The organism is Cnuella takakiae (assembly GCF_001953305.1).
Classification (GTDB): domain Bacteria; phylum Bacteroidota; class Bacteroidia; order Chitinophagales; family Chitinophagaceae; genus Flavisolibacter; species Flavisolibacter takakiae.
Genome location: NZ_MTFE01000010.1, coordinates 2,590,621 through 2,604,483, shown reverse-complemented (window position 1 = coordinate 2,604,483; position 13,863 = coordinate 2,590,621). Strand labels below are relative to the sequence as shown.

Here is a 13,863-nt window from a genome sequence, read left to right as displayed (position 1 = left end):
TAAAATAAATTCTCATAACCGCTACCATTTAAGTGCTAGGAATTGCTTCAACGCCGCAAGTGGTTGTATGAAATAAAACACTGCGGACGCTTCGTAATGACGACTCACAAATAGAGGCTTAAATAGATGGCAAAATGATGGGCACAAACAAAAACAGCGGGCACAAAACCCGCTGCTCAATCATTTATGTTTTCAAACCTTAAGGCTTCATGGAAACCAAACCTTCTTCAGCAGGTTTCTCATAACGGCCGGCGCCGATAAAGCGTTTAGCCCAATAGATTTCATCGAGGTCGGAGATCATTACGCCACCGGAAGTAGCCGCATGTGCAAACTTGTTGTTTTGCAGGTAAACCCCCACATGCGATACACCGCCACGTGTATTGAAAAACACCAGGTCGCCTTCTTTCAACTCTTCACGGCTGATGGCGGTAGACACATCGTGTTGTTCTTTGGCGGTGCGGGGCAGACTTACAGCAAAATGTGCATTGTATACAACCTGGGTGAATGCCGAGCAGTCGATGCCATCCCGGGTGCTGCCACCATACTGGTAACGGGTTCCCCACCACTCATCTACACTTTGGTACAGGGCACTGGGTGTGATTTGTTCTACTTCAGCATCCAGGAGGATGGCGAACTTCAATTGCAGCTGGGAGGCGTTTTCAATAGTACTTGCAGGCGCTTCTGTTTTGCTGTAAGCAAAAGTAGCAGTTGGTTTTACCGGCTTTTCCACAAGGGATACGGTAGTGGGTGCCAGTTCAATAGATATGTCATCCAGGAATTTAACTTCCGCTTTTGGCGTACTATTAGGACCTTTGGATTTCTGCGCCGAAACAGGGTTCAACGAAGCCATTCCCAGCATAATGCTGGTTGAAAGGATCAGGGTTTTTACCATGTGGCTTTTTTAATAGGTGGTGACTAGGGTTGCGAAAATAGGGATTTAATCCTCAAGATGAGGAAACCTATCAACGTTTTTTAATATCATGGTATTGCCCAAAGCACCCCTTAAATTGCGGTTTCTTTCCGTTTATCCTTTTTGATTTTGTTGCGTAAGGAATATCCATTATGAAATTTTCTCATTTACATGTACATACCCAGTTTTCCCTGTTGGATGGTGCGGCCAACATCCAGGCATTATATAAAAAAGCCATTAAGGAAGGGATGCCCGCCATTGCCATCACCGACCATGGCAACATGTTCGGCGCTTTTGAATTTGTATCGGAAGCTTATAAACACAAGAACGACGATGGTACGGTTAAAGTAAAACCGGTGGTGGGTTGCGAATTTTACGTGGTGGAAGACCGTACGCGTAAAACCTTTTCAAAAGAGCAACGCGACCACCGCTACCACCAGGTGCTGCTGGCAAAAAATGCACAAGGCTACCAGAACCTGATCAAGCTTACCTCGCTGGGTTACCTCGAGGGCATGTACTCCAAGTATCCGCGTATTGATAAAAAGCTTATTGAACAATACCATGAAGGCCTGATTGCAACAACCTGTTGTATAGGTGCCTATGTGCCGCAAACCATTTTGCACGACGGCGAAGAGGCTGCGGAAAAAGAATTCAAGTGGTGGCTCGATATGTTTGGCGAAGACTACTTCATCGAGCTGCAGCGCCACAACATGCAGGAGCAGGAAACCATCAATCAGGTGTTGATGAAGTTTGCCAAAAAGTACAATGTGCCGATGATTGCTACCAATGATAGCCATTATACAGACCGTGACGACTATAATGCCCACGACATTCTATTATGTATCAACACTGGCGAAAAGCAAAGCACACCAGGTTTTGATGATTTCGTGAATGATGATACGGCTATCAAGAACCGCCGCTTTAAATTTCCCAATGACCAGTTTTACTTCAAGGGCGCTGATGAAATGAAACAGCTGTTCAGCGATGTACCTGAGGCCATTGATAATACCAATATGATCGTGGACCGGGTGGAACTGCTGAACCTGAAGAAGGACATCCTTCTCCCCGCCTTCCCTATTCCCAAAGAATTCCAGGTGCACAACGACAGCAACCTGAACCAGTGGGAGTTCCTGCGGCACCTCACCTTTGAGGGTGCGCGTCAACGTTATGGCACCATCGATGCGAAGGCGCAGGAGCGCCTCGATTTTGAACTGCATACCATCAAGACGATGGGTTTTGCAGGTTACTTCCTCATTGTATCTGACTTTATCCGTGCAGGCCGTGAGCTGGGCGTATTTATCGGACCTGGTCGTGGATCGGCAGCGGGTTCGGCGGTGGCCTATTGTATCGGCATCACCAATATCGACCCCATCAAGTACGACCTGCTGTTCGAACGTTTCCTGAACCCCGACCGTAAGTCGATGCCCGATATTGACACGGACTTCGATGATGAAGGCCGTCAGAAGGTTATTGACTATGTAGTAGAAAAATATGGCCGCAACCAGGTAGCGCAGATCGTTACTTATGGTACCATGGCGGCAAAAATGTCCATTAAGGACGTAGCGCGGGTATTGGACCTGCCGCTGGTAGAATCGAACGCACTTGCCAAGCTGGTGCCCGATAAACCCGGTACCGAACTGGGCCGGGTGCTGCATGCGCCGCTCACGGCAAAAGAAGGTGAAAAGAGCCTGGAGGAAAAAGAAGGCCTGGGCCAGGATGACCTGGAAAACGTAAAAAAACTCAGGGAGATTTATAACGGCAATGACATCCGGGCACAGGTACTCCACGAAGCCGAGCGCCTGGAAGGATCGGTGCGCAACACCGGTATCCATGCCGCGGGTATCATCATTGCGCCTGACAACCTGATGAACATCATCCCGGTGTGTACGGCCAAGGACTCCGAACTGTTAGTAACCCAGATTGAAGGCAAAATTATTGAAGACGCCGGCGTAATCAAGATGGACTTCCTGGGTTTGAAGACCCTTACCATCATCAAGAATGCGCTGGAGATGATCAAGGCCAACCATGGCGTTGATATCGTGATCGACGACATTCCGCTGGATGACCAGAAAACCTACGAACTGTACCAGAAGGCAGAAACCATTGCCACCTTCCAGTTTGAAAGCCCGGGCATGCAGAAGTACCTGAAGGAGCTGAAGCCTGACCAGTTTGCGGATCTGATTGCAATGAACGCCTTGTACCGTCCCGGTCCTATGGCATACATTCCGCAATATGTTGACCGCAAGCATGGCCGCGAGGAGGTTAAATATGACCTCCAGGAAATGGCTGAATACCTGGAGGAAACCTATGGTATTACGGTGTACCAGGAACAGGTGATGTTGCTGGCGCAAAAGATCGGCGGCTTCTCCAAGGGCGACGCCGACGTACTGCGCAAGGCCATGGGTAAAAAGGACCGGAAGACCCTGGACAAGATGAAGGGCAAGTTCATCGAGGGTGCCGTTTCCAAAGGACATGATGCTAAAACCCTGGAAAAAGTATGGACCGACTGGGAGGCATTTGCCCAATATGCCTTCAACAAGTCGCACTCTACCTGTTATGCCTTTGTGGCCTACCAGACGGCATATCTCAAGGCCCATTACCCTGCCGAATACATGGCCGCGGTGCTCAACAACGCCAATGCCATCGAAAAACTCACCTTCTTTATGGAAGAGTGTAAACGCATGGGCATTAAGGTACTAGGTCCGGATATCAACGAATCGCTGAAAGGCTTTGCGGTAAACACCAAGGGTGATATCCGCTTTGGTCTCGGCGGACTGAAGGGCGTGGGTGAAGCTGCGGTGGAGAGCATCATCGAGGAACGCAAGAAAGGCGGTCCGTTTAAAGATGCTTACGACTTTATCAAACGTATTAACCAGCGCACGGCCAACAAGAAGACCCTGGAAAACCTGATATGCGCAGGCGCTTTCGACAACTTCCAGTTTCACCGGGCGCAGTATCTCTGTGTGCCTCCCGGCGAACAGGTGAACGGCCTGGAGAAACTTTCCAAGTACGGCCAGCAGGTGCAGGCAGAAGCCAACTCTTCTGCCAATACGCTCTTTGGGGAAATGTCCTCGGCCATGGACATCAAGCCGCCCGTTATCCTGCCCTGTGAACCCTGGTCCCTGACAGAGCAACTGGACAAGGAAAAAGAAGTGGCCGGCATTTACCTGTCGGGGCACCCGCTGGATCACTACCGCTTCGAGAACAAGTATTTTGGTTTTACCTCCATTGCCGACTTCAACGAAATGAAGGACACGCCTGCGGTGATGGCCAGTGGCCGCACCTGCAAGCTGTTGAGCCTGGTAACCTCGGCGCAGCACCGCATTTCCCGGCAGGGCAACAAATTTGGCTCCTATGTACTGGAAGACTATACCGGCAAAACGGAACTGGTACTCTTTGGCGACGACTTTGTGCGCTTCCAGCAATACCTGGAACTGGGCGCCACCCTGCTCATCACGGGTTCCTTCAAGCCCCGCTACCGCGAGGGTGAGTATGAATTTAAAGTGAGCGGTGTGATGCTGGCAGAGAACGTGAAAAAGATGACCAAGAACGTGCACATCGACATGGAAGCCCGTTACCTGCAGCCCGGAATTTTGGAAAAGATCGAGCGCCAGGTAAAAGAGCACCCCGGCAGCACCGGGCTAAAAATATCGCTATACGAACCCAGGGAAAACATGAAGGTTAGTCTGAGTACCATGGGTGGCGGTGTGGAAATGACCTATGAATTTATCGAGTTCCTCGAAGGTGCGCCGGAGATAGGTATCCGCGTGGAAACGGCGTGATCAGTTTTTGGCTTGTAGTTTTTAGTTTTTGGTTGTACTTAAAAATTCATGTTTTATTCCATTAAAGAGCAGCTATTTGACCAAAAACCATAAACCAAAAACAAAAAACCATAAACCCCTTCTATAACCTGACAAAATCTTTCAATAACTGACAGTAGTGCAGCGTATAGCATTCGGCTTTAAATTTGTTTCCCAATCACGAAAATTTCTGATAGAACATAAAACGATAAATCATGGCAAAAGCATTCACTGACGCGAATTTCCAATCTGATGTTATCAGCTCCGATAAACTGACTGTAGTTGATTTCTGGGCAGAATGGTGTGGCCCCTGCCGCGCAATCGGTCCCGTTATCGACGAACTGTCGAAAGAATACGATGGCAAAGTGAACATCGGCAAAGTGAACGTAGACGAGAACCCCCAGGTGAGCATGAACTACGGTATCACTTCCATTCCTGCTATCCTGTTCATCAAAGGTGGCCAGGTGGTAGACAAACTGGTTGGCGCACAGCCCAAAAGCAATTTTGTAAAAAAGATCGAAGCCCACATTGGATAAGCAGTAACCCTGCACCAGTGCACCCGATGAGTTTCCTTGATTGCGATTTCAGAAACTTAAAGGAGGGTTAACAGCATAACAAAAAGCCGGAGTTGATTGACAACTCCGGCTTTTTGTTATGAATTACACCTGGCAGGGTTGCTAAAACCTGCCAGGTGTAATTTACCTAATGGGCTACCGTTTCTACGGCCGCCTTATGTTTATAGCGGAACAATAACTGGAACAGGATAGCTACCACAAATGCATAGCCGGCAAAAGACAGCCAGAGGCTGTGCCAGTCCTTGCCCCCTTCAGGGGTTGTATAATAGGCATCAATGAGGTAGCCGCTTACCGTGCTGCCCAGGTAGGCACCCACACCATTGGTCATCATCATAAAGATGCCCTGAGCGCTGGAACGGATGGCCGGGCTGGTTTCCATTTCCACGAACAGGGAACCCGAGATATTGAAAAAGTCGAAGGCCATTCCGTAAACGATACAGGACAGGATGATCATCCAAAGGTTGCCTGCCGGGTCGCCGTAGGCAAACAGGCCAAAACGCAGCACCCAGGCGAGCATCGAAAAAAGCATCACCTGTTTGATACCAAAACGCTTCAGGAAAAATGGGATGGAAAGGATAAATACCGTTTCCGAAATCTGCGAAATAGACATGATGATGGTGCTGTACTTTACAACAAAGGAATCGGCGTACTGCGGCACATTGCGGAAATCGTCCAGGAAAGTATCGCCATACATATTGGTAAGCTGTAAAGCGCCGCCCAGCATCATGGAAAATATAAAGAACAGGGCCATCCTGTAATTGGCAAACAACTTAAAGGCCTGCAATCCTAATTGTTCGGCCAAACCAGCTTCCTTGGCAATAGTTCGCTGGGGTGGACATTTGGGCAGGGTAAAGGAAAATATACCCAGGGCAATTGCTGCTATGGCACCAATGATGAACTGGTTGGCGTTGGCCTTGCTGCCGGTAAGGTTGGTGGTCCACATGGCTGCGATAAATCCAATAGTGCCCCATACCCGGATGGGTGGAAACACTTTAACCACATCAAAGCCTTCCCGTTTCAAAATAGTATAGGCAATGGAGTTGGACAGGGAAATAGTGGGCATATAGCAGATCATGGCCGCGAAAATCACGTAGAAGAGGGTCTGCGGATCCTCAACCTGCGGCACATAAAAAAGGATCGCTCCATACAGGATGTGCAGGATGCCATACAACTTCTCGGCATTCACCACCTTATCGGCCAGGATGCCGGTAAGTGCCGGCATAAACAACGATGAAAGCGCCATGGTAGAGAAAATGGCGCCAAACTGGGCGCCGGTCCAACCCTTGGCGTTAAAACAATAAGTGCCGATGGTGATCAGCCAGGCGCCCCACACGAAAAACTGGAAGAAGCTCATCACGGTGAGGCGAAACTTGATATTCATGCCTTTTTTCTTTAACTGCACTACGGCGGGCCACGCGGGTTGCCGGATAAAGGCAGCAATTTAAAGCATAACCGCTGATTTGCAGGATTTGAAACGGATTTTAAGGATGAGCTTGCCGATTCAACCGTTGGTTCCTTCCATTTGTTGGTTGAACAAGGGTGTGCACTGCAATTACGGATACCTGGTCTCCTGCCTGCAACCTGATCTAAATCATTTGGTAAACCGCCGTGGCAAAGCTTTGAGACCGCAGTTAATCACCGTTCCGGGCTTACCTTTGCACCGGCAATATTTGAGCACAGACAAAAGAATATCATGATGATTACAGCCGAAGCAATTCCTGCTACCGCTACCCAAAATATCCAGGCCCTGCTAAACGGCCAGCCCGAAGCCCTCCGCCATGTAGGCCAAAAAGTGCTGGCCGGTGAGCGCCTTTCCGATGCCGATGCACTCCTCCTTTTTGAACAGGCCAGCCTGGGTTTTGTAGGCGCACTGGCCAACCATGTCCGGGAAAAGATGCATGGCCACAACACCTACTTCAACCGGAACTTCCACATAGAACCCACCAATGTGTGCGTGTTCAGCTGTCATTTCTGCTCCTACTCGCGCCTCTACGCCAAGCGGGAGGAAGGCTGGGAGCTGAGCATCGACGACATGCTCAACATCGTAAAAAAGTACGACGGCAAACCAGAAACGGAAGTACACATTGTTGGCGGTGTTCACCCTAAGATGAACCTCTACTTCTTTGTGGAGCTGATCCAGAAAATAAGGGCCCACCGCCCCGACCTCCACATCAAAGGCTTTACCGCCGTGGAGCTGGATTATATGTTCCGCAAAGCCAAGGTGAGCATCGAGGAAGGAATGACCATTTTGCGGGATGCGGGCTTGCAAAGCCTGCCTGGTGGCGGCGCTGAAATTTTTGCACCCGAGATCAGGGAGCAGATTTGTGCCGACAAAGTAGATGGCGCAGGCTGGCTCCACATACACGAAACGGCCCACCGGCTGGGTATGCACACCAATGCCACGATGCTGTACGGCCATGTAGAGCACTACACCCACCGCGTTGACCATATGCGCCAGCTGCGTGAGCTGCAGGACCGCACCGGTGGCTTCAACACCTTTATCCCGCTCAAGTTTCGCAATGGCGACAACGACATGAGTAAAGTGCCCGAAGTAAGCGTGATCGAAGACCTGAAGCTTTATGCCATCGCCCGCCTGTACATGGACAATTTCCCGCACCTGAAGGCATACTGGCCCATGCTGGGCCGAAAAAATGCCCAGCTTACACTGGCCTTTGGTGTAAACGATATCGACGGCACCATCGACGATACCACCAAAATATACTCCATGGCAGGCTCGGAAGAACAGACTCCTTCCATGACCACCGACGAGATTGTCACCCTCATTAGGCAGGTAGGACGCAAGGCAGTGGAAAGAGACACTTTATACAATGTGATTCAGGAGTGGAGTTAGGATTTCTGGTTTACCAAGACAACATAAATTGTACAACACCAAAGGACCTCAAACGAGGTCCTTATTTTATATCCATTCTGGCCCATAAGTATGGCAAAAAAAGAGACATCCATTTTGGATGCCTCTTTTTTCTTTATCCCTGTTTACAATAGGGTATTTACTCCTGAATTTTAGGAATCATGATCCTTGTACCGGTTTGTACCAGGCTGCTGGCATCCGGTATATGTTCCTGGTTGGCTGCCAGCAACTGCTCTACGGTCAGGTTGAATTTTCGGGCAATATCCGGAAGGGTATCCTTTTCCTCTACCACATACGAACTCATGATATGTCCGGATGAATCTGGTGCGCCTTCGTTATAGCGGGGGTCTACAAAATTATTATCTCGGTTCATTATGGTTTGTTTATAAATGCCTTACCCAAAATGCAGGCCAGCATTTATGGCATAAATTTTTAAAGGGTTTCTGTTTACCCCTCTTCAATATGGAACAAAACAAACCTACCCCCCAGGAAGCAGCTCCCAACCAATCCAACACCGCCCATCCGCAGCAAGGTCAGCCTGTATTGGTGCCACAAAACGGCGAGATCAAGAACAACGACCAGGACCCCGGTGCCGGCGACCAGTCGCTTGCAAACGAAGCCGGCAGCAAGGACGAGCGCTCCTCACATTGAGTTTTACACCCCTACAAAGCCGCAAAACTTACCTTTGTGGCAATTTCACAACCCTGCAAACCATGCTTCAGGAAACTGCTACACAGGACAATCCTACCCTAACACTTCCGGCCAATACCTCCCAAAGCCAGTACCTCAACCTTTTTTTGCAGGCACAGGTAGCTATTGGCATTTTGCGGGGTCCGCAGTTTACCGTGGAGCTGGCCAACGACTCCTTGCTGCGCATTTGGGGCAAAGGTCATGAAATCATAGGGTTGCCCCTGCTGCAAGCTCTTCCCGAAGTACGCGAAACCAAGTATCCCAGCCTGCTGTTACAAGTTTTGCAAACAGGCATTACCCATCATGCCCAGGAAAGCTCAGCCCTGCTGGTGCGCAACGGAGTTCCCGAACAGGTTTATTTCAACTTTGTGTACCAGCCGCTGTACGATGCCGAAAACCAGGTCAGCGGGGTGATGATCATTGCCCACGAGATCACCGAGCAGGTCGACGCAAGAAAAAGAGCTGAAGAAAGCGAAAAACGGTTCCGCAACCTGGTGGAAGAAGCCGAAGTGGCAACGGCCATTTACCTGGGCAGGGAAATGAAAATACAGCTGGCCAATGATGCCATGCTCCGCCTGTGGGGAAAAGATGATTCCGTAATCGGCAAAACTGTCCGGGAAGCATTGCCCGAGTTGGATGGGCAGCCTTTCCTCGACCTGCTGGACCGCGTTTATACTTCCGGCCAAACCTATAGGGCAACAGAAGACCGTGCCGACCTGGTGGTGGACGGCAAGCTCCAATCCTTTTACTTCAACTTCAGTTACAAACCCCTGCGCAATGCGGCCGGCGAAATATATGCCATCCTCAATATGGCAACCGATGTTACGGAACTGGTGATTGCCAAGCAGGAACTGGCACGCAGCGAGAACCGCCTCAACCTGGCAGCCGATATTGCCGGCCTCGGCACCTGGGACTATTACCCGGGCTCGGCACATATTTGCTGGGATGACCGCTGCCGCGAACTTTATGGCTTTGCTCCCGGCGTTCTTTCGGAGGTGGCCATCAACAACAATATGATTCACCCGGATGACCGGGATGAAGTGATCCGCAATTTTGAAAAAGCCCTAACACCGGGCAGCAACGGGGCTTTCTTTGAAGAATACCGCATCATCCGTCATGGTGATGCTGCCATCCGTTACCTGCGCTCAAAAGGGCAAACCATTTTTAACGCCGACGGCAGCCCGCATCATATGTCGGGAACCCTACAAGACATTACCGACCAGCAGCTGAAAGCCAGCATTCTGGAGCAGAAAGTGGAAGAACGAACCACCGAACTGAAAGCCGTGGTGGACCAGCTGCAGGAATCGAACCAGGAACTGGAGCAGTTTGCCCATGTGGCCAGCCACGATATGAAAGAGCCCATCCGCAAGGCCCGCCTCTTTGCCGACCGGATCCGCTCCGAGTATGCACCACAGCTACCCGAACGGGCATTGGTTTACCTGGAGAAAATAGATACGGCGGCGCTGCGTATGACCACCATGGTAGAAGGCGTGCTCCACTATTCCATGTTCAACGCACAGCCACAGCCTTTTCAAACCATCCTGTTGCAGGAGGTGCTGCAGGGTATTGAGCAGGATCTGGAGTTGTTGATGGCGCAAAAAGGCGCCTGTTTGGAATACGGCAGCTTCCCGCCTTTTGAAGGTGCGCCGGTACTTATTTACCAGTTGTTTTACAACCTGGTAAATAACTCGTTGAAATTTGCCCGGAAGGAAACACCCCCAGTCATCCGCATCAGCTACCAGTTGCCCACCATTGGCGGCGCCCCTACCAATACCATCGAGATCAGCGTGGCTGATAATGGTATTGGATTCGAACCGTCGGAGGCGGGCTATATATTCCAGACCTTTAGCCGCCTGCATGGCCGCGACAGGTACGAAGGCACGGGCCTAGGCCTGGCACTGTGCCGCAAGATAGTTACACGGCACCAGGGCAGCATTTATGCAGAGGGACAACCCGATAAAGGAGCTACTTTTATCATTACCCTTCCGTTGCACCAGCCGGTTAATTTACTTTCCTGAAGAATGGAGCCAATGATTCTCGGTAAGGGCAGCAGCACAAAAGAAAGAGCGCATTTATCCAAAAAACAGCCGCCGGCATTTTCCATTTGGTGCCAGGTAGCGACCGCTGTTGTCTAGGCAATCAAAAGCCAACGGGGCTGTGTTTCTTTTAAACGAAATAAACACCGGTAGTATGGCAAATGGATAGATTTACCTGAAAGCATGGTCAACCCGGCAAGCTTTACCACTACAACCAGCTAACTAATTAAGGCAGCAGTTCCTGCACCAGGGCTTCCCACTCGGCCTGAAGGCTGAGCGCGGGCCGGGTTCGGCCTGCACGGCGGTACCAGTAATCGGCGTTCCAGGTATCGCCTTCCTTGCGGTGGAGATAGGCATGGATGAGAGCGGCTTCCGTACCCGGTTCATCCTGTATGAGCTGGTGTGATTGTTCCCAATTACCCTGCCCATCATACCAAAGGGCCTCGAGGGCAAGCGAAAGGTTGGGTGGCGGCTGGGTATCGTTCAGGCTTTGGGTAAATGCTTGAAAGGTCATCTTTCAAAAATAAGAAAAGCGGAGTGCGGAAAATAAATAGCTCCCAGCTAATTGAGAATCAGGCCTTGGTGCAAAACCGGAATTATTTTTGCTAGAGGGGGCTGTTCACAGTAAAAATACGAAGTATGGGCCGGGGGAAAACTACAGGAACATATACGCATATCCGAAACTCTTCTTTATCTTCGGTTACCGATGCCCGTTGGCATATATACCGAAACCCTAAATACGTAACCCATGCTTAACAAGCCATCCGTACCCACTGAAGGCAACAATGCGCCCCTTTTACAGGGCGAGGAACTGCAGCTCCGTAAAGCGCATTACCTCCTTAAAGCCCTCGACCACCGCCTCCGCATCGACATGATTCTCTTTATCCACGACAAAGGTTCCTGTACGGTTACCGACATTTTCATTTCTTTCCGACTGGTACAGGCCGTAGCATCCCAACACCTGGCTATCCTGCGCAGGGCCAACCTGGTTCACACCGAGAGACAGGGTAAGAACATCTATTACTCCCTCAACTACCCGCGCCTCAACCAGATGCTGCATCTAATAGGCGGGCTGAGCTAAGCCTCCTTCATCATCCATCCTCCTGCCCGAAATACCCCTGTAAGGGCCTTCCCTTCCTTCCGATATTCCAGATACCACACTTTGCCCACCAGTGGCAATTATTTTGTTTACCCAAAAGGTAACATGCGGCACGGCATTGGTGTAGTTTTGCCCAAAACATTGACTATGCAGTTTGGAAACTGGGATATCAGCAACGAAGGCATCAAATATAGCGGTGGTGGCACCGCTGCATTTACCGTTCCCCAAGCGGAGTTGTTGCGCACTACCGAGGAAGGCGATCAGCCGGCCATGTACCATTGGGTACTGCAGGTAACCGATCATCCCGGCCTCGACCACGACGATATCTACGACTTCAACTATGCCTTTGTGTATGCCGCCGCCAAATGGGGCGTTCCCTTCGACTACGGCACCTTCGACGAAACCCTCGCAGAACAGTACGAGCGGTTCGATTTTGAAGATGAAGAACCTAATTTTTAAAAATAAAGGCAGGTAGCAATACCTGCCTTTATTTTGCCTTCCTGCAATCAAAATCTGTTTGGAAAAGATTGGCCACAGCCTTCCGCAATTTTTTCCCCCTCAATAGTAAATGGGAAAACGAGACCACCTTTGCAGTATCCATCGGTTTGGGTCACCTCCTGATAGTACCATTATTGGCAGTGCTTTATGTAACTACCTGCCGCAGCCTGCAGCCCTAAACACCAGGGCAAACATAAAAGGTCAGGAACAAACAAATTATGTTTTACAAAGCACAAACCTGCTTTCAAATCGAACTTTCAGCCCAAAGGCCTTGCAAACTGTTGAAACGGTTTGCTTTTCGAATGGCATGAATCGTTTACCCACGGTTGAAACCGTGGGCTAATCAGTGCCATTCAATAGCCATATAAACAAAACCTATCCGACCTTAGTTTTTGTTTTTAAATGGAAAAAGCCTCCCAACAAGGAAGGCTTCTACTTTTTACTTATTACTCATCATTCATCTCCCCTACACATCACAAATCTTCACGCTTTCCCTGAGGCTCACCAGCGGTTCGGTGTGCTTTGGAATGAACTCCTGTCCTACATAACCTTTATAACCGGTATCTACAATCGCTTTCATGATGGCGGGGTAATTTAATTCCTGCGAGTCATCAATTTCATTGCGGCCAGGCACACCGGCGGTGTGGTAGTGCGAGATATAAGGATGGAATTTCTTGATGGTGGCAATCACGTCGCCTTCCATGATTTGCATGTGGTAAATATCATAGAGCAGCTTGAAGCGGTCGGACCCGATCTTCTTCGCCAGCTCCACGCCCCAGGCAGTATGGTCGCACTGGTAATCCTTGTGGTTCACCTTGCTGTTGAGCAGTTCCATTGTGAGGGTAACCTTATGCTTTTCGGCCAAGGGCATCAGGCGCTGCAAACCTTTGGCGCAGTTTTCCAATCCCTGTTCATCACTCATGCCGCGGCGGTTGCCCGAGAAGCAAATTAGTTGGTTGAAACCTGCGGCAGCAACCTGCGGGATAACGGCCTCGTATAACTGGAACAATTCATCATGGTAAGTTGGATCGTTGAAACCGCGATCTAGTTTCTTATGTGCACCCCAGGGCATGGCGCAATAGAGGTCGTACTTTTTGAGGGTTGGCCACTCGGCGGGCCCTAGCAGTTCAATTGAAGTAAGACCTATTTCCTTGGCCGCCTTGCACAGGTCTTCCAGCGGTATTTTGTCGTAACACCACTTACAAACGGAATGGTTGATGCGGCCTTTAAGTTTCAGTTCCCTGAGGTCTTCTTTTAATTGGTCGTAATTGGTGATGGCAGCCTTTGCCATTGAAGGCAGTGCCATGGAAGCACCCAGTGCAGCGGCGCTGCCTGCAAGGCCTTTAAGTACGGAACGGCGGTCGAGGGACATGTGATTAGGAGTTT

General features: G+C 50.0%; 12 protein-coding genes. 7 read left to right on the top strand and 5 right to left on the bottom strand.

Annotated elements, in window-relative coordinates; translation table 11 throughout:
- Positions 1 to 199 precede the first annotated feature (199 nt).
- On the bottom strand, positions 200 to 892 hold the full coding sequence (locus BUE76_RS23995; protein WP_083596648.1) for a C40 family peptidase: 693 nt from the start codon (positions 890 to 892) through the stop codon (positions 200 to 202).
- A gap of 170 nt (positions 893 to 1,062) precedes the next feature.
- Here BUE76_RS23995 and dnaE point away from each other — a divergent pair, with 170 nt between their 5' ends.
- Together dnaE and trxA are read left to right on the top strand one after the other, a co-directional pair.
- Positions 1,063 to 4,692 (top strand): DNA polymerase III subunit alpha, encoded by a 3,630-nt coding sequence (gene dnaE / locus BUE76_RS11365; protein WP_073046339.1) that lies wholly within the window; start codon positions 1,063 to 1,065, stop codon positions 4,690 to 4,692.
- Positions 4,693 to 4,925: 233 nt separating this feature from the next.
- Complete coding sequence (gene trxA / locus BUE76_RS11360; RefSeq protein ID WP_073046337.1) at positions 4,926 to 5,246, top strand: thioredoxin; 321 nt, start codon at positions 4,926 to 4,928, stop codon at positions 5,244 to 5,246.
- A 166-nt stretch (positions 5,247 to 5,412) separates the two neighbouring features.
- On the opposite strand, the gene BUE76_RS11355 is transcribed toward trxA, so the two are convergent.
- Positions 5,413 to 6,666 (bottom strand): nucleoside permease, encoded by a 1,254-nt coding sequence (locus tag BUE76_RS11355; RefSeq protein ID WP_073046444.1) that lies wholly within the window; start codon positions 6,664 to 6,666, stop codon positions 5,413 to 5,415.
- 312 nt (positions 6,667 to 6,978) lie between these two features.
- Between BUE76_RS11355 and mqnE the strand changes: the two genes are divergently transcribed.
- Positions 6,979 to 8,136: an aminofutalosine synthase MqnE gene (gene mqnE, locus BUE76_RS11350; RefSeq protein ID WP_245798407.1), complete on the top strand. Its 1,158-nt coding sequence runs from the start codon at positions 6,979 to 6,981 to the stop codon at positions 8,134 to 8,136.
- Positions 8,137 to 8,293: 157 nt separating this feature from the next.
- Here mqnE and BUE76_RS11345 read toward each other — a convergent pair whose 3' ends face one another.
- Positions 8,294 to 8,527, bottom strand: coding sequence for a LysM peptidoglycan-binding domain-containing protein (locus BUE76_RS11345; RefSeq protein WP_073046334.1), 234 nt, complete (start codon positions 8,525 to 8,527; stop codon positions 8,294 to 8,296).
- Positions 8,528 to 8,616: 89 nt separating this feature from the next.
- Between BUE76_RS11345 and BUE76_RS11340 the strand changes: the two genes are divergently transcribed.
- Entirely contained in the window at positions 8,617 to 8,805 is a 189-nt protein-coding gene (locus BUE76_RS11340; RefSeq protein ID WP_073046331.1) for a hypothetical protein, read from the top strand.
- A gap of 62 nt (positions 8,806 to 8,867) precedes the next feature.
- Positions 8,868 to 10,862: a PAS domain-containing protein gene (locus tag BUE76_RS11335; protein ID WP_143157413.1), complete on the top strand. Its 1,995-nt coding sequence runs from the start codon at positions 8,868 to 8,870 to the stop codon at positions 10,860 to 10,862.
- Between the two features lie 244 nt (positions 10,863 to 11,106).
- Here the strand turns inward: BUE76_RS11335 and BUE76_RS11330 are convergent, their stop codons facing one another.
- A complete protein-coding gene (locus BUE76_RS11330) occupies positions 11,107 to 11,394 on the bottom strand; it encodes a hypothetical protein (protein WP_073046324.1) in 288 nt (95 codons plus the stop codon).
- A 234-nt stretch (positions 11,395 to 11,628) separates the two neighbouring features.
- Between BUE76_RS11330 and BUE76_RS11325 the strand changes: the two genes are divergently transcribed.
- Together BUE76_RS11325 and BUE76_RS11320 are read left to right on the top strand one after the other, a co-directional pair.
- Positions 11,629 to 11,961, top strand: a complete 333-nt coding sequence (locus BUE76_RS11325) for an ArsR/SmtB family transcription factor (RefSeq protein WP_073046321.1) — start codon at positions 11,629 to 11,631, stop codon at positions 11,959 to 11,961.
- 165 nt (positions 11,962 to 12,126) lie between these two features.
- On the top strand, positions 12,127 to 12,438 hold the full coding sequence (locus tag BUE76_RS11320; RefSeq protein ID WP_143157412.1) for a hypothetical protein: 312 nt from the start codon (positions 12,127 to 12,129) through the stop codon (positions 12,436 to 12,438).
- Positions 12,439 to 12,943: 505 nt separating this feature from the next.
- On the opposite strand, the gene BUE76_RS11315 is transcribed toward BUE76_RS11320, so the two are convergent.
- Positions 12,944 to 13,849: a hydroxypyruvate isomerase family protein gene (locus BUE76_RS11315; protein WP_073046316.1), complete on the bottom strand. Its 906-nt coding sequence runs from the start codon at positions 13,847 to 13,849 to the stop codon at positions 12,944 to 12,946.
- Positions 13,850 to 13,863 lie beyond the last annotated feature (14 nt).

What these genes read in the sequence shown, in the direction of transcription:
- mqnE (WP_245798407.1), top strand. Translation starts at nt 6,979, where the DNA reads ATGATGATTACAGCCGAAGCAATTCCTGCTACCGCTACCCAAAATATC.
- BUE76_RS11330 (WP_073046324.1), bottom strand. Translation starts at nt 11,394, where the DNA reads ATGACCTTTCAAGCATTTACCCAAAGCCTGAACGATACCCAGCCGCCA.
- BUE76_RS11315 (WP_073046316.1), bottom strand. Translation starts at nt 13,849, where the DNA reads ATGTCCCTCGACCGCCGTTCCGTACTTAAAGGCCTTGCAGGCAGCGCC.
- BUE76_RS11355 (WP_073046444.1), bottom strand. Translation starts at nt 6,666, where the DNA reads ATGAATATCAAGTTTCGCCTCACCGTGATGAGCTTCTTCCAGTTTTTC.
- BUE76_RS11335 (WP_143157413.1), top strand. Translation starts at nt 8,868, where the DNA reads ATGCTTCAGGAAACTGCTACACAGGACAATCCTACCCTAACACTTCCG.
- trxA (WP_073046337.1), top strand. Translation starts at nt 4,926, where the DNA reads ATGGCAAAAGCATTCACTGACGCGAATTTCCAATCTGATGTTATCAGC.
- BUE76_RS11320 (WP_143157412.1), top strand. Translation starts at nt 12,127, where the DNA reads ATGCAGTTTGGAAACTGGGATATCAGCAACGAAGGCATCAAATATAGC.
- BUE76_RS11325 (WP_073046321.1), top strand. Translation starts at nt 11,629, where the DNA reads ATGCTTAACAAGCCATCCGTACCCACTGAAGGCAACAATGCGCCCCTT.
- BUE76_RS11345 (WP_073046334.1), bottom strand. Translation starts at nt 8,527, where the DNA reads ATGAACCGAGATAATAATTTTGTAGACCCCCGCTATAACGAAGGCGCA.
- dnaE (WP_073046339.1), top strand. Translation starts at nt 1,063, where the DNA reads ATGAAATTTTCTCATTTACATGTACATACCCAGTTTTCCCTGTTGGAT.
- BUE76_RS23995 (WP_083596648.1), bottom strand. Translation starts at nt 892, where the DNA reads ATGGTAAAAACCCTGATCCTTTCAACCAGCATTATGCTGGGAATGGCT.
- BUE76_RS11340 (WP_073046331.1), top strand. Translation starts at nt 8,617, where the DNA reads ATGGAACAAAACAAACCTACCCCCCAGGAAGCAGCTCCCAACCAATCC.